At 62.9% G+C, this 19,872-nt stretch carries 22 protein-coding genes and 2 tRNA genes; 21 read left to right on the top strand and 3 right to left on the bottom strand.

Features of this window, described 5'->3' with window-relative positions; genetic code table 11:
• Nucleotides 1-170 precede the first annotated feature (170 nt).
• From rpoE to nagZ, 13 genes are all read left to right on the top strand, one after another.
• Complete coding sequence (gene rpoE / locus CAP2UW1_RS07695) at nt 171-770, top strand: RNA polymerase sigma factor RpoE (protein ID WP_015766079.1); 600 nt, start codon at nt 171-173, stop codon at nt 768-770.
• 18 nt (nt 771-788) lie between these two features.
• On the top strand, nt 789-1,205 hold the full coding sequence (locus CAP2UW1_RS23610) for a SoxR reducing system RseC family protein (protein WP_015766080.1): 417 nt from the start codon (nt 789-791) through the stop codon (nt 1,203-1,205).
• 77 nt (nt 1,206-1,282) lie between these two features.
• Nucleotides 1,283-2,722 (top strand): DegQ family serine endoprotease, encoded by a 1,440-nt coding sequence (locus CAP2UW1_RS07705; RefSeq protein WP_015766081.1) that lies wholly within the window; start codon nt 1,283-1,285, stop codon nt 2,720-2,722.
• Complete coding sequence (locus CAP2UW1_RS07710; protein WP_015766082.1) at nt 2,719-2,970, top strand: glutaredoxin family protein; 252 nt, start codon at nt 2,719-2,721, stop codon at nt 2,968-2,970. The genes CAP2UW1_RS07705 and CAP2UW1_RS07710 overlap by 4 nt, the downstream gene beginning before the upstream one ends.
• 95 nt (nt 2,971-3,065) lie before the next feature.
• Nucleotides 3,066-4,856, top strand: coding sequence for a translation elongation factor 4 (gene lepA / locus CAP2UW1_RS07715; RefSeq protein WP_041567755.1), 1,791 nt, complete (start codon nt 3,066-3,068; stop codon nt 4,854-4,856).
• Nucleotides 4,857-4,868: 12 nt separating this feature from the next.
• The gene (lepB, locus tag CAP2UW1_RS07720; RefSeq protein WP_015766084.1) at nt 4,869-5,657 is read left to right on the top strand and encodes a signal peptidase I; all 789 of its coding nucleotides are present in this window, start codon (nt 4,869-4,871) and stop codon (nt 5,655-5,657) included.
• Nucleotides 5,658-5,669: 12 nt separating this feature from the next.
• Nucleotides 5,670-6,035: a DUF4845 domain-containing protein gene (locus CAP2UW1_RS07725; RefSeq protein ID WP_015766085.1), complete on the top strand. Its 366-nt coding sequence runs from the start codon at nt 5,670-5,672 to the stop codon at nt 6,033-6,035.
• Complete coding sequence (gene rnc, locus CAP2UW1_RS07730) at nt 6,032-6,703, top strand: ribonuclease III (RefSeq protein WP_015766086.1); 672 nt, start codon at nt 6,032-6,034, stop codon at nt 6,701-6,703. Before CAP2UW1_RS07725 ends, rnc begins: the two co-directional genes overlap by 4 nt.
• Nucleotides 6,700-7,584 carry a GTPase Era gene (gene era, locus CAP2UW1_RS07735; RefSeq protein ID WP_015766087.1) on the top strand — a complete coding sequence of 295 codons (885 nt, stop codon included), beginning with the start codon at nt 6,700-6,702 and terminating at the stop codon, nt 7,582-7,584. Before rnc ends, era begins: the two co-directional genes overlap by 4 nt.
• 38 nt (nt 7,585-7,622) lie before the next feature.
• Complete coding sequence (recO, locus tag CAP2UW1_RS07740) at nt 7,623-8,339, top strand: DNA repair protein RecO (protein WP_015766088.1); 717 nt, start codon at nt 7,623-7,625, stop codon at nt 8,337-8,339.
• Entirely contained in the window at nt 8,336-9,091 is a 756-nt protein-coding gene (locus CAP2UW1_RS07745; RefSeq protein ID WP_015766089.1) for a pyridoxine 5'-phosphate synthase, read from the top strand. Before recO ends, CAP2UW1_RS07745 begins: the two co-directional genes overlap by 4 nt.
• The gene (gene acpS, locus CAP2UW1_RS07750; protein ID WP_015766090.1) at nt 9,088-9,465 is read left to right on the top strand and encodes a holo-ACP synthase; all 378 of its coding nucleotides are present in this window, start codon (nt 9,088-9,090) and stop codon (nt 9,463-9,465) included. Before CAP2UW1_RS07745 ends, acpS begins: the two co-directional genes overlap by 4 nt.
• Nucleotides 9,462-10,490 carry a beta-N-acetylhexosaminidase gene (gene nagZ, locus CAP2UW1_RS07755; RefSeq protein ID WP_015766091.1) on the top strand — a complete coding sequence of 343 codons (1,029 nt, stop codon included), beginning with the start codon at nt 9,462-9,464 and terminating at the stop codon, nt 10,488-10,490. The genes acpS and nagZ overlap by 4 nt, the downstream gene beginning before the upstream one ends.
• 87 nt (nt 10,491-10,577) lie before the next feature.
• On the opposite strand, the gene efp is transcribed toward nagZ, so the two are convergent.
• Together efp and earP are read right to left on the bottom strand one after the other, a co-directional pair.
• Nucleotides 10,578-11,135, bottom strand: a complete 558-nt coding sequence (efp, locus tag CAP2UW1_RS07760) for an elongation factor P (RefSeq protein ID WP_015766092.1) — start codon at nt 11,133-11,135, stop codon at nt 10,578-10,580.
• Nucleotides 11,136-11,171: 36 nt separating this feature from the next.
• Nucleotides 11,172-12,362: an elongation factor P maturation arginine rhamnosyltransferase EarP gene (gene earP / locus CAP2UW1_RS07765; RefSeq protein WP_015766093.1), complete on the bottom strand. Its 1,191-nt coding sequence runs from the start codon at nt 12,360-12,362 to the stop codon at nt 11,172-11,174.
• Between the two features lie 44 nt (nt 12,363-12,406).
• Between earP and uvrC the strand changes: the two genes are divergently transcribed.
• The 4 genes from uvrC to CAP2UW1_RS07785 all read left to right on the top strand — a co-directional run bounded on the left by uvrC (nt 12,407) and on the right by CAP2UW1_RS07785 (nt 15,113).
• Entirely contained in the window at nt 12,407-14,218 is a 1,812-nt protein-coding gene (gene uvrC / locus CAP2UW1_RS07770) for an excinuclease ABC subunit UvrC (RefSeq protein ID WP_015766094.1), read from the top strand.
• Nucleotides 14,218-14,796, top strand: a complete 579-nt coding sequence (pgsA, locus tag CAP2UW1_RS07775; protein WP_015766095.1) for a CDP-diacylglycerol--glycerol-3-phosphate 3-phosphatidyltransferase — start codon at nt 14,218-14,220, stop codon at nt 14,794-14,796. The genes uvrC and pgsA overlap by 1 nt, the downstream gene beginning before the upstream one ends.
• A 104-nt stretch (nt 14,797-14,900) precedes the next feature.
• A tRNA-Gly gene (locus tag CAP2UW1_RS07780) sits at nt 14,901-14,976 on the top strand.
• Nucleotides 14,977-15,039: 63 nt separating this feature from the next.
• Nucleotides 15,040-15,113: transfer RNA gene (locus CAP2UW1_RS07785), tRNA-Cys, on the top strand.
• Nucleotides 15,114-15,619: 506 nt separating this feature from the next.
• Here the strand turns inward: CAP2UW1_RS07785 and CAP2UW1_RS07790 are convergent.
• On the bottom strand, nt 15,620-16,561 hold the full coding sequence (locus tag CAP2UW1_RS07790; protein ID WP_015766096.1) for a LysR family transcriptional regulator: 942 nt from the start codon (nt 16,559-16,561) through the stop codon (nt 15,620-15,622).
• 318 nt (nt 16,562-16,879) lie between these two features.
• Between CAP2UW1_RS07790 and CAP2UW1_RS07795 the strand changes: the two genes are divergently transcribed.
• From CAP2UW1_RS07795 to CAP2UW1_RS07810, 4 genes are read left to right on the top strand one after another with little or no spacing between them, the layout of a single operon-like run.
• Nucleotides 16,880-17,575, top strand: a complete 696-nt coding sequence (locus CAP2UW1_RS07795) for a hypothetical protein (RefSeq protein WP_015766097.1) — start codon at nt 16,880-16,882, stop codon at nt 17,573-17,575.
• Nucleotides 17,576-17,591: 16 nt separating this feature from the next.
• Nucleotides 17,592-17,843, top strand: coding sequence for a hypothetical protein (locus CAP2UW1_RS07800; protein ID WP_015766098.1), 252 nt, complete (start codon nt 17,592-17,594; stop codon nt 17,841-17,843).
• Between the two features lie 12 nt (nt 17,844-17,855).
• Entirely contained in the window at nt 17,856-18,497 is a 642-nt protein-coding gene (locus CAP2UW1_RS07805) for a lysozyme inhibitor LprI family protein (protein WP_015766099.1), read from the top strand.
• 4 nt (nt 18,498-18,501) lie between these two features.
• Entirely contained in the window at nt 18,502-19,656 is a 1,155-nt protein-coding gene (locus CAP2UW1_RS07810; RefSeq protein ID WP_015766100.1) for an NfeD family protein, read from the top strand.
• Nucleotides 19,657-19,872 lie beyond the last annotated feature (216 nt).

Raw genomic sequence — 19,872 nt, forward strand, 5'->3', positions numbered from 1 at the left:
CTATAGCACGCGCATGGCAGTGCGATAAGCCTGCGCCGGGGTGACCAGCGTCTCTCTGGCGAGGTGGTCGGCTGGACGACGCTTACGCACTGTTACGCTGGGAATTTGATGCTTGCGTTATACTTCGCCGCTCCCGACGATACCGTCTGCGACAGGACAAGCACAGAGTTATGAGCGAACGCGAGATTGACCAGGTACTGGTTGAGCGCGCACAGGCCGGCGACAAGCATGCCTTCGAGATACTGGTCGGCAAGTACCAGCGCAAGCTGGGCAGGCTGTTGTCGCGCTTCATCCGCGATCAGGCAGAGATCGAGGATGTCGCGCAGGAGGCGTTCATCAAGGCCTATCGGGCGCTACCGTCGTTTCGTGGGGACAGTGCGTTTTATACCTGGCTGTACCGTATCGGCATCAACACGGCCAAGAACTACTTGGTCGCACAGGGGCGCCGGGCACCGACGTCGACCGAATTCGACGCGGATGAAGCCGAGGGCTTCGAGGACGCCGGTCAGTTGCGTGATATCAACACCCCAGAGAGCATTCTTCAATCCAGACAGATCGGCGACACGATCAATGCGGCGATGGCTGATCTGCCCGAGGAACTGCGTAGTGCGATCCTGTTGCGCGAGATCGAGGGCCTCAGCTATGAGGAGATCGCCGAAGCAATGAGTTGTCCGATCGGTACCGTGCGTTCGCGGATTTTTCGTGCACGCGAGGCCGTGGCCGCCAAGTTGCGGCCGCTGCTCGACGTCTCGGCTGACCGCCGCTGGTAGCGATGAGTGATCCGCGGCATGAATGACGCGTGGGGTACCGTCACCGCCGTGGATGACGGGCAGGCAACGATACGCATGGACGATGGCGGCTGCGGCCGCTGTCGGGAATCGGGTGGCTGTGGCGGCAACAACCTGGGCCATCTGTTGTGCGCCACGCCGCGGACTCTTCGGGTGGCTAACCCTGAACGCTGTGTCGTCGGTCAGCGCGTGCGCGTCGGCGTGGTGGACGGGTCGCTCGGCAGCAGTGCGCTCCACGCCTACGCTGTGCCGCTACTGGGACTCTTCGTCGGGGCTCTCGGCGGATCGGCGGTGGCTGGTGAGATTGGCGCGATCGGCGGGTCGCTCGGCGGTCTGCTCGGCGGCTGGTGGGGCTTGCGGCGAGCGCACTTGCGCTCGCGCGACGACCCGCGTTTTCGGCCATCGATCAGGCCTTGACTTTCCGCCGGGCGCCCACAGATCTGCGCCTTGGGTCTGGTCATGATTGCAGAGACACTCAGGAGGCTTTCGGTGCCATGAAACAACTGCTTGCGGTCGTCTTCTTCACCTGTTTCTCGCTGCTGGCGAACGCCCAGACTCGAGGACTGCCGGACTTTACCGAACTGGTCGAGAAACAGGGGCCGGCGGTGGTAAACATCAGCACGACACAGTCCGCGCGTGGCAACGGACGGGGCGCGCAGTCCCTGCCGTTCGACGAGAACGACCCGATGTACGAGTTCTTCCGTCGTTTTGTTCCCCGCCAACCGGGGGTGCCCGGATTCGGCCAGCCGCGCGAATTCGAGAGCCGCTCGCTCGGTTCCGGTTTCATCGTCAGTCCCGACGGTTACATCCTGACCAATGCCCATGTAGTCGAGTCTGCCGATGAGATTCTGATTCGCCTGACCGACAAGCGGGAGTTCAAGGCGCGCGTCATTGGCGCCGACAAGCGGACGGATGTAGCCCTGATCAAGATCGAGGCGACGGCGCTGCCGACCGTTCGCCTGGGCGACCCGAGCGTTCTCAAGGTGGGCGAGTGGGTGATCGCCATCGGTTCCCCGTTCGGCTTCGACAACAGTGTCACGGCGGGGATTGTCAGCGCTAAGGGACGTTCGCTGCCGCAGGAGAACTACGTGCCCTTCATCCAGACCGATGTCGCGGTCAACCCCGGCAATTCAGGCGGGCCGCTGTTCAATATGAAAGGCGAGGTGGTCGGTATCAACTCACAGATCTACAGTCGTTCGGGTGGCTTCATGGGCATTTCCTTCGCCATTCCGATCGATGTGGCGATGGACGTGCAAACCCAGCTGCGTGCGACCGGCAAGGTGAGTCGCGGTCGGATCGGTGTCGTCATCCAGGATCTGACCAAGGATCTGGCCGAGTCTTTTGGTCTGAGCAAGGCGCAGGGGGCGGTGGTGAATGCCGTCGAGAAGGGCGGGCCGGCCGAGAAGGCGGGCATCGAGCCGGGTGATGTGATCCTGAAGTTCGACGGCAAGGCGATCACCGGTTCCGGCGACTTGCCACGTATGGTCGGAGCCACCCGACCGGGAGCCCGGGTGACGGTCCAGGTGTGGCGAAAAGGGACAACCAAGGATCTGGCGCTGGTCGTCGCCGAAATCCCGGACGAGAAGCTTGCCGCCGGTAGCAGTCGCGCTGCGAAGCCGGTCGAAAAGGTGGCCAATCGGCTTGGCCTGGTGGTGTCCGAACTCACTGCAGAGCAGAAACGCGAGCTCAAGGTCAATGGCGGCCTGGTCATTCAGGAAGTGCGCAGCAATTCGGCACGCGCTGATCTGCGGCCGGGCGACGTGATCCTGGCGCTCTTTGCGCGTGGCGAGAGCACGGAGATACGTAGCGTTCAGCAGTTCAACAGCCTCCTGGCGCAGTTCGACAAGGCCGCCAACGTGACGCTGCTCGTTCGCCGTGGCGACGTACAGACCTTCGTCACCGTGAAAGGCCTGCCCGACCGGCGCGCCGAGTGAGTCAGTCACCGATATTGACGCTCGTTTCGCGCAGCTACTGTCATCTCTGCCAGGAGATGGAGGTGGCGCTGCGGCCGTTGCTGGCTGAGTTCGACATCGACCTCGAGGTGCTCGATGTGGACGCCGATCCGACGCTTGAGGCCTTGTACGATGAACTCGTACCCGTGCTGCTGCATGATGGCGAGGAACTCTGCCATTACTTCCTCGACGACCGCAAAGTCCGTGATTATTTGGGCGAAATCCGCTAGAATCCGCGCCTTCAGGCAGTTCGACCAAGGGTGCCCGCCGCCGGCACCCTTTTTTTCAGCGGCTGCGCGGTCGCAACAGAGCCCACACGATGCCCATGCAACACATCCGCAATTTTTCCATCATCGCGCATATCGATCACGGCAAGTCGACACTTGCCGACCGCATCATCCATCTTTGCGGCGGCCTTTCCGATCGCGAGATGGAGGCGCAGGTGCTGGACTCGATGGATATCGAGCGCGAGCGCGGCATCACCATCAAGGCGCAGACCGCGGCACTGCAATACCGGGCGCGTAGCGGCGAGACCTACAACCTGAACCTGATCGACACGCCGGGACACGTCGATTTCTCTTACGAGGTGTCGCGTTCGCTGTCCGCCTGCGAGGGGGCCTTGCTGGTGGTCGATGCGTCGCAGGGCGTTGAAGCCCAGACCGTAGCCAATTGCTATACGGCCATCGAACTGGGCGTCGACGTTCTACCCGTCCTGAACAAGATCGATCTTCCCTCGGCAATGCCGGACAACGCGCGCCAGGAGATCGAAGACGTGATCGGCATCGATGCGTCCGAGGCAGTTCTGGCGTCGGCGAAGACCGGCGTCGGGGTCGAAGACATCCTCGAAGCGATCATCGAGCGGATCCCCCCGCCCAAGGGCAATCAGGATGCGCCGCTCAAGGCGCTGCTGGTGGATGCCTGGTTCGACAACTACGTGGGTGTGGTCATGCTGGTGCGGGTCTTTGACGGCACGCTGCGCCCCAAGGACAGGATTCGCCTGATGGCCTCGGGGTCTACCCACCTCTGCGAACAGGTCGGCGTGTTCACCCCCAAGGCGGTGCCGCGTGACGCCCTGCGCGCTGGCGAGGTCGGTTACGTGATCTCGGGAATCAAGGAACTGCAGGCGGCCAAGGTCGGCGATACGCTGACCTTGCTGGACCGGCCGGCCAGCGAGGCCTTGCCGGGGTTCAAGGAAATCAAGTCGCAGGTCTTCGCCGGACTCTATCCGGTCGAGTCGAACCAGTACGATTCCCTGCGCGAGTCGCTCGAGAAACTCAAGCTGAACGATGCGTCGCTGCGCTACGAGCCCGAGGTTTCGCAGGCGCTCGGTTTCGGCTTTCGCTGCGGGTTTCTCGGCCTGTTGCATATGGAGATCGTCCAGGAGCGTCTCGAGCGCGAGTTCGACCAGGACCTGATCACCACGGCGCCGACCGTCGTCTACGAAGTAGTGCTGCGTGACGGCAGCCTGATCAACGTCGAAAACCCGGCCAAGCTCCCCGAACTGTCGAAGATCGAGGAGATTCGCGAGCCGATCATCACCATCACGGTGTTCGTGCCACAGGACTACCTCGGCAACGTGATCACGCTGTGCAATCAGAAGCGCGGCAATCAGGTAGACATGACCTATCATGGTCGCCAGGTGCAACTGGTCTACGAAATGCCGATGGCCGAAGTGGTGATGGACTTTTTCGACCGTCTGAAGTCCGTCTCGCGCGGCTACGCGTCGCTCGATTACGACTTCAAGGAGTATCGCGCGGCCGATGTCGTGAAGCTCGACATTCTGATCAACGGCGAGAGGGTTGATGCCCTGTCGGTCATTCTGCATCGCGCGAACTCGATCTATCGTGGCCGCGAACTGGCCGCCAAGATGCGCGAGCTGATTCCGCGTCAGATGTACGATGTTGCCATTCAGGCTGCCATCGGTGCCAACATCATCGCCCGCGAGAACGTCAAGGCGATGCGCAAGGACGTGCTGGCCAAGTGCTACGGCGGCGACATCACGCGCAAGAAGAAACTGCTCGAGAAACAGAAGGCAGGCAAGAAACGCATGAAGCAGGTCGGTTCGGTGGAGATTCCACAAGAGGCGTTCCTTGCCGTGCTGCGGGTCGGCAAGTAGAGGAGTGAACGAGTGAACTTTGCACTGATCCTGCTGATCCTGTTGCTGATCAGCGGTGCCATCTGGGCGGCGGACGCCTTCGTCCTCCGCAAGCGCCGTCCGGCTGACGCCAAGGACCCGTGGTGGGTCGAGTACGGGGCCAGCTTCTTCCCGGTCATTCTGGTAGTCTTCCTGCTCCGTTCGTTTCTTGTCGAGCCGTTCAAGATTCCCTCGGGATCGATGATTCCGACCTTGCAGGTCGGCGACTTCATCCTGGTGAACAAATACACCTACGGCATTCGCCTGCCGGTCGCCAACTGGAAAATCATCGACGTCAATAGTCCGCAACGTGGCGACGTGATGGTCTTCCGTTATCCCGAGGATCCTTCCCTCGACTATATCAAGCGGGTGGTCGGCGTGCCGGGTGATCGGATCGCCTACCAGAACAAGAAGCTGACGATCAATGGCGAGCCGGTACCGACAACGAAAGTCGACGATTACCTGCACCCGGAGCGCCTGTACTATTCGCGGCAATATACCGAAAAGCTGGGTGAAACCGAGCATCGGACGCTCAATGACGAGGATGCACCCCCCTTCGTTCCCGGTCCCGTGCAGTTTCCCAATCGCCAGAATTGTTCCTACAATAGTGTGGGGGTGACTTGCACCGTCCCACCGGGGCACTACTTCGTGATGGGCGATAATCGCGACAATAGCCGCGACAGTCGCTTCTGGGGCTTCGTTCCGGAACAGAATATCGTCGGCAGGGCTTTTTTCATCTGGTTGAACTTCAGTGATTTCAAACGGATTGGCTCGTTCAGGTAAGGAGTGCTGGTCATGAATCGTCAGCGTGGTTTGGCGCTTTCCGCCTTGCTGCTCTGGGGCGTGGTGATTGCCCTGGTGTCCATCATCGTCATCCGGATCCTTCCCGAGGTCACCGAATACTACAAGATCAGACAGGCGGTCAAAGCAGTCGCCAGCGAGTCGAGTGGCAAGACGGTTCCGGAGATTCGCCAGGCCTTCGGCAAGTACGCCGAGGTGGAGCATGTCAAGACCATCGGACCCGCGGACCTGGACGTCTTCAAGGAAGAGAATCAGATCGTCGTGGCCTTCGCCTACGAGAAGCGTATTCCGCTGATCGCCAATGTCAGTCTGCTGATCGACTTTCACGGTTCATCGTCGGGGCGCAATCTGGGCCAATGATCGACTCTCGACTCGAGCGGGGGCTCGGTTATACGTTTCGCGATCGTGCGCTCCTCCAGACAGCCCTGACGCACCGCAGCTACAGTTCGCCGCACAATGAGCGACTCGAGTTTCTCGGTGATGCCATTCTCAACGCCGTTATCGCGCGCTCCCTGTTCGAGCGCTTTCCGACCCTTCCTGAAGGCGACCTCTCACGCCTGCGGGCACAACTGGTGCGCCAGGACGGCCTGCACCAGCAGGCTTTGGCGCTCTCGCTCGGTGACTTTCTGCGTCTCGGCGAGGGCGAGCAAAAAAGCGGCGGACAACAGCGACCGTCGATCCTTGCCGATGGCCTGGAAGCGCTGTTCGGTGCTCTTTGGCTCGACGCCGGTTTTGAAGCGGCCGGCGAAGTCATCAATCGCCTGTATGAGTCGATGCTGAAGCAGCTGATTCCCGGACAGGGCACCAAGGACGCCAAGACACGCTTGCAGGAGTATCTGCAGGGCCGGCGGCTTGCCTTGCCGCAGTACGCCTTGACCGGCGCGGAGGGCGAGGCGCACGCCCAGCACTTCACCGTCACCTGTGTGATCGACGCCCTGCGCATCCGCACCGAGGGCAGCGGCAGCAACCGCCGAGCGGCCGAGCAGATCGCGGCAGAGCGTGCGCTGGACACCCTGGGCAGCCCATGAGCGAGATTCGGTCCGGACAGATTGCCATCATCGGCCGCCCGAATGTCGGCAAGTCGACCTTGCTCAATGCGCTGATCGGCGAAAAGCTCAGTATCGTCTCGCGGCGCGCGCAAACGACCCGCCACCGGATCATCGGTATCCTGACGCGAGCGGACACGCAGTACGTCTTCGTCGACACACCCGGTTTTCAGACCCGGTACGGCAATGCCCTGAATCAGGTGATGAATCGTGGCGTCCGGCAGGCACTGGCCGAAGTCGATGTCGTACTGTTCGTCGTCGAGGCTGGTCGGTTTGACGAGCGCGACCGGGCGGTACGCCAGCTTGTCCCCTCGGACTGTCCGCTGATCATCGTCGTCAACAAGATCGATCAGTTGAAGGACAAGGCGCGGCTGCTGCCGTTTCTCGCCGATCTGGCGCGAGAAGGTGATTTTGCGGCCATCGTGCCGGTCAGCGCCACGCGTGGTGCGCAACTCGATGAACTGCTGGCAGAAACTCGCAAGCATCTACCGAACAACGAGTTTCTGTTCGGCGAGGACGAGATCACCGACCGCAGCGAGAGGTTCCTGGCCGCCGAGTACATTCGCGAAAAGCTGTTTCGCCTGATCGGCGATGAGTTGCCTTATGCCGCGACCGTCGAAGTGGAAAAGTTCGTCGTCGATGGCGAGTTGCGCCGGATCAGCGCGGCGATTGTCGTCGATCGCGAGGGGCACAAGGCGATCATCATCGGTAGTGGCGGCGAGACGGTCAAACGGATCGCTTCCGAGGCGCGCCAGGACATGGAGCGCATGTTTGGTGGCCCGGTCTTTCTCGAGGTTTTCGTCAAGGTCAAGTCGGGTTGGGCCGACGATGAGCGACTGCTCAAGAGCCTTGGCTACGAGTAGCCGGGGTTCTCGGTGATGGCTGACGAGCGAGTCGGCACGTGAATCAGCGGCACAAGGTAGATGCTCAGCCGGCTTTCGTACTGCACGCTTACCCTTACAGTGAAACCAGCCTGATCATTGATGTTTTCTCGCGTGACTTTGGTCGCGTTGCGCTGCTCGCACGTGGCGCACGGCGGCCGCGATCGGTGCTGCGTGGCGTTCTGCTCGCCTTCCAGCCCTTGGAACTCGCTTGGGCCGGCAGAGGTGAGGTGCAAACCCTGATGAAAGCCGAGTGGCAGGGCGGTCAGCCGCTGCTGGCGGGAAAGTCCTTGTTCTGTGGCTACTACCTCAATGAACTGCTGATGAACCTGCTGCCGCGCGAAGATGCGCATGCGCGACTGTTCGCCGTCTATGCCGAAACGCTGCGCCGCTTCGCCGACGGCGCGCAGGAGGCCGACTTGCGCTGCTTCGAACGGGCCTTGCTGCAGGAGCTGGGTTACGGCCTGCTGCTCGAGACCGATGCCGAGGGTGTCGCAGTCGAGGCCGACGGCGACTACGCCTATGAGATCGAGCGTGGCCCGGTGCGGCTGCAGCGACCCGGCGGCTCGGCGCTCTCGGTCAGCGGCAGGACGCTGATCGACCTGGCGCGGGAGGACTTTTCCGATCCGCGCTCGCTGAGCGAAGCCAAGCAGTTGATGCGGACATTGATCGGCCACTATACCGGCGGCAGGAGTCTCGCCAGCCGCAGGATTTTCAGGGAGTTACGGGAGTCATGATCGAACTTGGCGTTAACATCGACCATGTGGCGACGATCCGGCAGGCGCGCTGCACCTACGAGCCTGACCCGGTCTGGGCGGCGGTTGAAGCGCACCTGGGCGGTGCTGACGGAATCACCATCCACCTGCGTGAGGACCGGCGCCACATTCAGGACGCCGACGTCGAGAAACTGCGCGAGCTGGCGCAGATCAAGCTCAATCTCGAAATGGCGGCGACCGACGAGATGCTTGCCATCGCCTGCCGGATCAAACCGCAAATGGCGATGCTGGTACCCGAAGGCCGGCACGAAGTGACCACTGAAGGCGGCCTCGACATTCTGGCCCAGGAAGAGCGGCTGCGTGCAGCGGTCCAGCGCCTGGCCGATGCCGGGATCGTCACCAGCGTCTTCATCGATGCCGATCCGGCGCAGGTGGAAGCGGCTGCGCGCATCGGCGCACGTGTGTGCGAGCTACATACCGGCCCCTATGCCCATGCTTTCTACCATCAGGGGCGGGATGCCGAAAGCCCTGCCGTCGTCGGCGAGCTCGACAAGATTCGCCGCGCCGGCGAGACCATACGCCAGCTCGGCATGCGCTTCAACGCCGGGCATGCGTTGAACTACTTCAACGTCCAGCCGGTGGCGCGTCTGGCGGGTATCCGGGAACTGCACATCGGGCACGCGATCATCAGCAGGGCCGTCTTCGTCGGTTTGCGGGAGGCGGTCCGGGAAATGAAGCGCTTGCTGCGCGAGGCACAGGAGCGTTCGCGATGATTACCGGCATCGGTACCGATATCGTCACCATCGCGCGTCTCACCGGATTGCATGCGCGACACGGCCAGCGTGCCGTCGCGAGACTGCTGTCGGCGCGCGAGTGTGCCGAGTTCGCCGGCACACGCGATCCCGGACGTTTTCTCGCCAAGCGCTTCGCTGCCAAGGAGGCCTTCGGCAAGGCTCTGGGTACCGGCCTGATCGCCCCGGCGACGCTGCCGAACATCGGTGTCGCACATGATGCGCTGGGCCGGCCGCTTTTCGAGTACGCAACGCCGCTAGCGGTACATCTCGCGCAGCGTGGGTTGTTCGCCCACCTCTCGATCAGTGATGAGCAGGACTACGCCATCGCCTTCGTGATCATGGAGCAGACATGAATACGACCGCGAGCCTGCCTCTCGGGCCGCTGATGATCGACGTCGCGGGCGTGCAGTTGACCGATCTCGAACGGGAACGCCTCGGCCATCCTCTGGTTGGCGGCCTGATACTGTTTGCACGCAACTACCAGTCGCCACAGCAGCTCGCGCGGCTGACGGCAGAGATCCATGCTCTGCGTTCGCCGCCCTTGCCGATCGCCATCGACCACGAGGGGGGCCGGGTGCAACGCTGTCGGGAGGGGTTCACGCGTCTGCCGCCGATGCGCCGTCTCGGTGAACTCTGGGACCGCGATCCCCAGGCGGCGCTGACGGCAGCCCGGCAAGTGGCTTACGTGCTGGCGGCCGAATTACGTGCCTGCGGCGTCGACCTGTCGTTTACGCCGGTTCTCGACCTCGACTGGGGGCGCAGTAGCGTCATCGGTGATCGCTCGCTTCACGGCGATCCAGCAGTCGTCGCTGAACTCGCCGGCGCGCTGATCGCGGGCTTGCGCAGCGCCGGCATGGCCGCTTGTGGCAAGCATTTTCCCGGTCATGGCTGGGTCGAGGCCGACTCGCACATCGCCCTGCCCATCGACCAGCGTCGGCTGGACGAGCTGACTCCGGACATCGCGCCCTATCGTCGGCTGAGTCTGGACGCCGTCATGCCGGCGCACGTCATCTACAGCCAGGTAGACGATCGGCCGGCCGGTTTTTCGCCGGTCTGGATGCGGCTGCTGCGCGACGAGCTGGGCTTTGCGGGTGTGATCTTCAGCGACGATCTGTCGATGGCGGCTGCCGGCGTTGCCGGCGGCATCATCGATCGTTGCACGGCGGCATGGAACGCCGGCTGCGACCTCCTGCTGGTGTGCAACTCGCCGGAGGCGGTCGGTGAGTTGTTGGCCACCTGGCGGCCGCTAGCCGATGCGCAGCGGGCTCTCCGGGTCGAACGTCTGTGCCCGGTCACCAGCGCACTCGACTGGCCAAAGCTGCAGCAGGATCCTGCCTACCTGACCGGCGTTACCTGGGCGGAACGGCTGTTGGCGTGAGCTGGCGGACGCGGCAGACCGCTGCGGCTCCGGCTGTCGCTGTCTGTCGAGGCGGCGCGTGCAAACGCGCCGGCCGACCTGTCACGGCTACCTGACGCGCGAACGGTACTCGTGGCTGCGTGTGTCGATGTCGATCTTGTCGCCGATCTCGATGAAAGCGGGAACCGGCAGTTCGAAACCGGTCGCCAGCCGGGCCGGCTTCATCACCTTGCCCGAGGTGTCGCCCTTGACCGCAGGTTCCGTGTAGACCACTTCGCGGACCACGCTGGTCGGCAGTTCGATGGAGATGGCCTTGCCGTTGTAAAAAACGGCCTCGCAGGGCATGCCGTCTTCAAGGTAGTTCAGCGCGTCGCTCATGCAGTCGGCTTCGATCTCGTACTGGTTGTATTCGGCGTCCATGAACACGTAGAGGGGATCGGCGAAGTACGAGTAGCTGACTTCCTTGCGCTCGAGCTGGATGACGTCGAACTTGTCGTCGGCGCGATAGACGGTCTCGCTGGGCGACTCGGTCAGCAGGTTCTTCATCTTCATCTTGACGACCGACGCGTTGCGGCCCGACTTGACGTATTCCGACTTGAGAACGACCATCGGGTTGTTGCCGACCATGAAGACGTTGCCTGCGCGAAGCTCTTGTGCGGTTTTCATAGTACGTTCCAGGAAACGGGTGAGAAAAACGAACGATTATAACTTGGAACGGCTGAAGCGAATCAGCCGGGTGCAGAGATCGTCCTGTTCGGCGAGTCCCGCGTCCCAGCGGTGCGCGTGTTCGTCCAGGCTGTCGAGGCTGGCGGCAAGGTCGCGCCAGTGCGTGACGGCAAGGCTTCCTTTGTTCCATGCCTGCCAGAAGTCGCGTAGCACAGCGCCTGTCGTGTTCGGCAGGCTGGCGCCGTAAAGCGTCAGGAAGGCGTCGAGCTTGCGCAGGTGCGTGGCGTCTTCCTGCGGGTAGGCCTGCCAGACGAGGGGCCGTGCTGCCCACTGGGCGCGGACGAAGGAATCCTCGCCGCGGACGAAGTTCAGGCGGCACAGCCAGAGCAGCTGATCATAGCGGTCCTGTTGCAGGAACGGCAGGATACGCAGTTCGAGTGCGCCGCGTCGGAGGCTCTGGCCAGCCGTGAGTGCCTGCCCGGCGTACGCCGCCATCGCCGGTAGTGTGCTTGATAGCGGGGCCGCGCAGCAGACCGGCGTCTCCGACGCTTCCCAGGCGCTCAGCAGGTCGCCGATCGCCGGATTCTCGTAGGCGAACAGGGAGACCAGCAGCGCATCGCCGGTCGGTGGCGGGAAGCCGACGTCGTTCCACAGGGCCAGCTGCCGGTCAGCGCTGGCGAGGAAATTCTGCCTGCGCGTCCGCAGCTCGCCTTCGCGCAACAGTCCGCCGGTGTCGTGGCGGAAACCGGGAAAAAAGAAATACTTGATCAGCGGCAGTTGCGGGTAGGGCGACGGCAGCGCGTGCCAGCCGGCTACCCAGTCCTCGGCGCTCAGGTAGTCGAGGTTGAGCCACACTGGCGGCGGCGACTGCTTCGCCATGGCTTCGACGAACGACTCGGGGATCCGGCAGGCGAAGGTTTCGAGGACGACGCGCGCCGGGTCGACGCGGGGAAAATCGCCGTCCCAACGCCTGACCTCGATTCCCTGCCGATGCTGGATCGACAGCGCCGGGTTCACCTCCGGACAGAGCAGGTGGAAACTGGTCAGGTTGTCCACCCACAGACGCACACGCAACGCGTGTTCGCCGGTCATCTGGCGGGCCAGGCGCCAGCAGACGCCGATGTCGCCAAGGTTGTCGATTACCTTGCAGAACACATCCCAGTCGGGTCGGCTGGTCGCGAGAGGGTCAACGGGCGGCAGGGCGGGGGCAGGTGAGCGTGATAACATCGAAGTCACTATCCTACGTCAGCCGGCGGCTGCCGTGCATCCACATGAACGAACCCTTCGACGCCAAGTCCCTGCTGAGCACGCTGACCGAACTGCCGGGTGTCTACCGGATGCTCGATCGCGCCGGCAATGTGCTCTACGTGGGCAAGGCGAAGAACCTCCGCAAGCGGGTCGCCTCCTACTTTCGGGAGAACCATGCCAGTCCGCGCATCGCGCTGATGGTGGCACAGATCGCTCGCGTCGAGACGACAGTAACGCGTTCCGAGGCCGAGGCTCTGCTGCTCGAAAACAATCTCATCAAGAGCCTGTCGCCCCGCTACAACATACTGTTTCGTGACGACAAGTCCTATCCCTATATCGTGCTGAGCCACGACAGTGCACCGCGGTTGGGGTTTTTCCGCGGCGCTACCGACAAGCGGGCAGACTATTTCGGTCCGTTTCCGTCGTCGTCGGCGGTGCGTGACAGCATCCACCTGCTGCAGAAAATGTTTCGCCTGCGCACTTGCGAGAATCCGGTGTTCAACAACCGCTCGCGGCCGTGCCTGCTCCACCAGATCAAACGTTGCTCGGGCCCCTGCGTCGGCCTGATCGAGCCTGAACGCTATGCCGAGGACGTGCAGATGGCCGTGATGTTTCTGCAAGGCCGCCAGCAGGACGTGATCGGCCGCTTGTCGACAGCCATGGATGAGGCCGCAGAGAAACTCGCCTTCGAGCAGGCTGCCGTCTATCGCGACCAGATCCAGTCACTCCGGCAAGTGCAGGAGAAGCAATACGTCGAGAGCGGCACCGACGCGGATGTGGACATCGTCGCCGCTGTTGACGGCGACGGCCTGATCTGCGTGAACCTGGCGATGGTGCGTGGCGGCCGACATCTCGGCGACCGGCCGCAGTTTCCCGCGAACACGGCCGATTCGTCGCCGCACGAGGCCTTGGCCGCCTTCCTCTATCAGCATTATCTGGCGCACCCCATCCCGGCGCGTATTCTGGTCAATCTGCCCCTCGCGGATGGCGAAGTGGCCGGCTGGCTCAGCGAAATGGCCGGTCGGCCGATCAGGCTTGGCGAGGCCAGGTTGACCACGCAACGCGTCTGGGTGGAAATGGCCGAGCAGAGCGCCCGGCTGGCGATCACCACGCGTCGCGTTGCGCTGTCCCGGCAGGAAGCGCGCCTTGAATCGCTCTGCAGCACGCTGGGTCTCGAAGCCGAGGAGGGGATGCGTATCGAATGCTTCGATATCAGCCATACGCAGGGAGACGCCACAGTGGCGGCATGTGTCGTCTACCAGGGTGGGGGAATGCGCAAGTCAGAGTACCGGCGCTTCAACATTCGTGATGTCCAGCCGGGCGACGATTACGCGGCGATGCGGCAGGCCGTGCAGCGGCGCTACGAGAAGCTGGTTTCCGGCAGCGGTGTGGCGCCGGCGCTGATCCTGATCGACGGCGGCAGCGGACAGGTAAAGGTCGCCGCCGCCGCGCTCGCCGACCTCGGCCTGTCGCAGCTGCCGCTGCTCGGCGTCGCCAAGGGCGAGGCGCGCAAGCCGGGATTGGAGACGCTGGTTTTCGCGGACGCTCGCGAGCCGTTACAATTGACCCCTGAACATCCCGCCCTGCACCTGATCCAGGAAATTCGCGACGAGGCGCACCGTTTTGCGGTGACCGGACATCGCGCCAGCCGCGGCAAGACAGGGCGAACTTCCCGGCTGGAAGGGATAGTGGGCATTGGACCCAAACGGCGCAAGGCATTGATTGCCCGTTTTGGTGGTTTGCAGGGCATTTCGGATGCCGGCGTTGACCAATTGACAGCAGTTCCGGGAATCAGCCGGGAACTGGCCGAGAAAATTTACGCGTCTTTGCATTGATGCCACTGAACACACCGATTCTTCTCACCTGGCTCCGGATCATCCTGATTCCGCTGATGATCGCCGTTTACTACGTTCCCGGCTCCTGGCTCCAGGTCGTCGGCCGTGACCTCGCCGCGACGCTGGTTTTCGTGGTGGCAGCGGTCACTGACTGGCTCGACGGCTATCTCGCGCGGCGCTGGCAGCAGACGTCGGCTTTCGGTGCTTTTCTCGACCCGGTGGCGGACAAGCTGATGGTTGCCGCCGCACTGATCGTCCTGGTGCAACTGGGCCGGCTCGACGCCATCCTGGCAACGATCATCATCGGCCGGGAGATTACGATTTCGGCCCTGCGCGAGTGGATGGCCCAGATTGGCGCCCACCGCAGCGTTGCCGTATCGATGATCGGCAAGATCAAGACCAGCGCGCAGATGATAGCCATCCCCCTGCTGCTCTATCAGGCGCCGGTCAGTGGTTTCGACGTCTTTCAGGCCGGCACCTGGCTGATCTACGTGGCGGCCGTACTGACCCTCTGGTCGATGGGTTATTACATGCGAATGGCGTGGCCGCACCTGATTGAAGAGGACCGGCGGCGCTAGCGGGGAGCCGCAAAAGGCGACATCGGGGGTGCCCGGCGGCGCCCGACCGGGGAAGAATGCGTTGACAGCAATGGGCAGGCCTTTATAATGCGCACTCGCTTCACGCGGGAGTAGCTCAGTTGGTAGAGCGATACCTTGCCAAGGTATAGGTCGAGAGTTCGAGACTCTTCTCCCGCTCCAGATTTTCTGCCGGACGTTCCGTGTTCTTCGGACCTGACGGCGCTCCTGTCATCAGATGGGCGCGGCGCGATAGCAAAGCGGTTATGCACCGGATTGCAAATCCGTGTAGGTGGGTTCGACTCCCGCTCGCGCCTCCAATAACTATAACAAAATCAATCGGTTGCCAGTCACCTGAGGCCTGCCCCGGGTTCTTCTTGGGCTTAATCCCGGTTCAAATCCGCTTCACGCTACCTCGTCCGGGTAGCGCTGCTACCCGCCAACGGATGGTGCAGGGCGTTTAGGCGAGTACAAGCGCGTCTTCTCATGGCGTCCATTTAGAAACGTGGCGAGCGGTTCCAGCTGCCTGTCGGAAGTAGGCTGCAGGACGAACGTGGCGTGATGGCTCTGCACTCGGCGGCATCGCCAGAGCGCGGGGCAACTGCCGCGACACGGCTGGGCATCGCCGGGCATGGCGAGTGTCCGAGCTTGCCTGAACGCATGCAGTGTCGATTTCGCCCATAGGGCAACCGACACTCGCGGCTCGCATGGACCGGCAGTGGACCATGCCGCGTCCGACGGGCAAGCCCGCAATCATCGTAGCGACATCATCGTGGCCGGGGCTGATTCTCGTCCGCCTCATTCCTCTGGATCAAGGCGTCAACAATCAAGGAACGGGGGTGAATGGCCAGGCGGCCTTGAAGCCCTCAATCAGGTTCTCGCAGCACTGCCGCAAGTGGTCGCGCAACAGCATGACCAGCGGCGACAACTGGCGACGATCGGCACAGACCAGCGACAATGGCGCCGCCTCGGTCGTCCATTCGGTACAGAGCGGCACCAGAAGGCCGGCCGCTATGCTCTTGCCGACATCCAGCGCCGACTTGTAGGCAATGCCGTGGCCAGCAAGGGCCCAGCGATGCACGACATCACCGTCGTCAGCGATCCGGTTCCCGTTTACGGTTACCACGATCTCCTTCCCCTCCAGGCTGAAGCGCCAATGCTCGTGCAGGGCGTTCCCGAGACGAAATCGCAGGCAGTTGTGGCGAGACAGGTCCCCCGGAACGGCCGGTACGCCGTGGCGCGCCAGGTAGTTCGGCGCTGCACAGAGAACACGCCGGTTGCCGGACAGGATGGGCAGCGCGACCAACCCCGAATCCGCCATGTCCGTATAGCGAATGGCAATGTCGACTGGTTGCCGGTAGAGGTCTGCCGGGCGATCGGAAACATGCGTGCGCAGCGTGACGTCGGGGTGTTGAAGCAGGAAGCTGTCGAGCCAGGCCAGCAGATGATTCCTTCCAAGGTCCGAGGGCATCGATACGCGCAACTCCTCGCGCAGGCTGCCGCGCACCTGGGCAATGTCCTCGAGCGCATCACTCAGTCCAGCCAGTGCGCAACGGGCTGCCGGCAAAAGGCGTTCTCCCGGCGGACTCAGACGCAGGCTCCTCGTGGAGCGTACGAGCAATAGCGCGCCCAGATCGGACTCCAGCCGTTTCAGGCTGGTACTGGCTACCGCAGGAGACAATCCGAGCATTTGGGCCGCGGTCGAGAGGCTCCCGCTGTCGGCAGCCAGCACGAAGACGCGGAGATCCTGCAGATTCCTGATTTTCAATTTTCGATTAAGAGTGTTTCGTCATGGCGCTAGTGTAAGGTCGAAAGCCGCTGACCGATACTGCGGCTGACGCAACCTCAGACAAATGTGGCGGCAGACTTGAGCGAGCTGACGCTGTTTTCTGATGAGCGCCTGCTGTCTGGCGATCCCTGGCAATGTCGTCAGTCGCGCTCGCGAGTCCGATCGGCGCCGACCGCGCGGAGCGCTTCGCAGCAGTGAGGAAGGTGACCTTCCGCGGAAACTCTTTCCGTGTGAGTGTTTTCATTGACCCATCGGGAGCGGAGGAAGATGCTTCCCCGATACATCAGGAGCCCGAGCATGTCTGGCAACATCAAATTCACTCTCGTCCTTGCCTTTGCCGCCCTTCTCTCCACATCGTCCGCCTTTGCCTACAACGACTCCAGTGCCCGCAGCGACTGCCTGGGCAAGGTGGTGCACTGGGGTTCGGTCTATTCGAATCCGCACGACGTCCGCAGCGACGAAACGGGTTACAGATCCTACAACGTCAGCGGACTGGTCAATGACCGCGATGGTCGCGAGTACCGCTTCGACTGCCGTGTCGAGGATCGCGAAGTGGTGAACTGGAACGTCAATTCCGGAAGCAGCGACCGCGACGACAAGAAAAAGAGCCGCAACAAGGCCCTGGCAATCGGTGCGGGCATCGCCGGTGCCGCCGCGCTGATCGCCATCCTGGCTTCCAGCAAGAGCAAGGACGGCGAACACGACGAAAAGCGCGCTGAATACAATTCCGGCAAGGGAACCCCTTTCGAAGACATGCGCTTTCTGAAAACGGAATGCAAGCGCGTCCTCACCGCCCATCTGAACAACGATCACGGCGATGTGCAGAGCCTGGAACTCGAGCATCCCAGTCTGAACGGCCGGACGCTCAGCGGCGACGGCAGCGTTGCTTTCAGCGACGGCGGCGATCGTCACCTGGCATTCTCCTGTGCCTTCGACCGTGCCGGCAATATTTACGATGGCAGGTACAGCTATCGCCACGCCGGCAGCCGCTAGACCCGCCATCAGAGCGATGCCCGTCGTCGAGTTCAAGCTCGGCCTGCGCGGCAACGCGACAGTGCCGCCGTGCGCGGAAGAGGCATGGTGCGGCTACATCGGCAGGCTGATCCGCGCCGGCAGCGTCTCCGGAGCGAACACGCCCGCGTTCGACTGCAGCAAGGTCCGCGCCGGCGGCTCGGAAACCGTGGTCTACCGCGACCCGGGGCAGCGGATATTTTTGTCGTCCAGTTTGGACAGGTCAGCCAACGACTGCTCGAATGGTTAGTGAGGAGAACCAATGAAGAAGCGCGTGCCGGTTGTTCCGTCTTTCATCGCCTGCGCGCTGGGCTTGCCAATGGCTGTGCTTGCGCAGGGACCGACCTTCAACTGCGCGAAAGCAACGGGCGAGGTTGAAACGCTGATCTGCAGCGATGCATCACTGGCGGCTCTCGACCGCAAGCTCGACGAGGCCTACAAGGCGGCCGCGGCGAAGGCCAAGGGCAAGCTTGCGACGCGGCTGCGCGAGGAGCAGCGCGGCTGGGTCAAGGGCCGCAACGACTGCTGGAAGGCGCAGGACAAGACCTGGATTACGGCGACCTGGACCGTCGACACGGTCAAGGGGTGCGTCGATGCCCAGTACCGGCTCCGCACCTCGGAATTGCAAGCGGTCTGGCAACTGGTGCCGCCGAAGACGGTCTTCCATGCCTGCCAGAACAACCCCGCCAACGAGGTGGTGGCAAACTTCTTCGCCACCGACCCGGCCACGATTCGACTGGAGCGCGGCGATCGTACCGTGACGATGTGGCTCGTCGGCTCTGTGAGCGATGGGAAGTACGAAGGCCAGAATGTCAGCCTCGTGCATCAGGGCAACGAGCTGAAGGTGAGCTGGCTGAACACCAATACCGGCAAGACCGACGAACTGCAATGCAAGGCGAAGTAACACGATGACCACAACCAAGTCGACCACAACCACATCCAGCACCAGCAACTGGTCAGCGCGTCTGAATGGCGCGTTCTGGCTGGCGCTGATCCTGTTCGCACTGGCCGGCCTGCTGGTGGTGGGCAAGCTGCCGCTATGGATCGTCAGCATGGTCGTCGCCGCGGGCGTCGCACTGGGCGCGATTCTGTTCCTCCTGCGCTGGCTGGCCAAGCGGCGCGACCCGGCCTACTCGCCTGGCCGGTCCTTCGGCGCCTTCGCGCTCGCCGGCGCGCTGGGCATGCTGGGGCTGGCCTCGCTGCCGGTGTTCTACCTGGCCTTCTGGGTTCAGAGCGGGCCGACCGCGGTGCCGCTGGCCACGCTGTCCAACGGCCAGAAGACGGTGGTCTTCCAGGGCATGCAGCACATCGGCTCGGAGGATTTCTACAAGTCGGTGGTCTTCGACCTGGAGCAGGCGCTCGCGGATGGCTACACGCTGTTCTACGAGGGCGTGACGCCCGTGGACGGGCGGCCCGACCTAACCGACTGGTTCAACCAGACCCTGCGGGGCAGCAAGCAGGACCTCAGCGCCGGCTACAAGAAGATGGCCGAGCAATGCGGCCTGAGCTTCCAGCTGAACTACTTCGACCCCATCAAGGCCGACATGGCGATCCACCCGTCGCGGCACATCACCGCCGACACGAACTTCCTCGAGATGAAGACCGAGTACGACCGCCTGCTGCGCGAAGACCCAGCCTTCGCCGCTGGCATGGCGGCCAAGGCAGCCAAGGCCAAGCAGGCGACGTCCGATCCCGGCGGCGATCCGTTCGCGCTCTTCCTCGGCATCGTGGAAGGGGCCACCCCCGAGCAGAAGAAGCTCGCCGGCATCGTCTGCCGCGGCGTGCTCGGCATGGCCGTCTCCGGCGCGCTCGGCGAAGAGAAGGATCCGTCCAACCGCATCATCGTCGACTTCCGAAACAGGGCGCTCGCCCGCTTCGTCGACGAATCGAAGTCCGACAAGATCTACATCACCTATGGCGCGGCGCACTTTCCTGGTTTCTTCGCTGAACTGCAGAAGCGCGACCCGAAGTTCGCTATCCGCGCGGTCAAGGGCGTGCGCCCGATGACGCTCCCGGACGAGGTCAACCTGGCTCCATCGGCCGTTTCCGGCTCGCGGGGTTGATTTCGGCAGCAAGAGGCGGCATGAGCAAGAGCGCGGAATCCGAAGTCGCCCACTGGCTCGGCAGATTGGAACGGGGACTGTTCCCCGTCTTTTTGCGTCCTTTTCGCCGCCGCCGTCACGCTCACGGGCTTCCGCATGTCGGGTGAGCGCATCGACGCGCCACGATGTGAGGGGGCAACAGTGAGCGTCGCCGGTTGGGTGTCGCGGCCGCATACG

This window comes from Candidatus Accumulibacter phosphatis (genome assembly GCF_000024165.1).
GTDB classification, from domain to species: Bacteria; Pseudomonadota; Gammaproteobacteria; order Burkholderiales; family Rhodocyclaceae; genus Accumulibacter; species Accumulibacter phosphatis.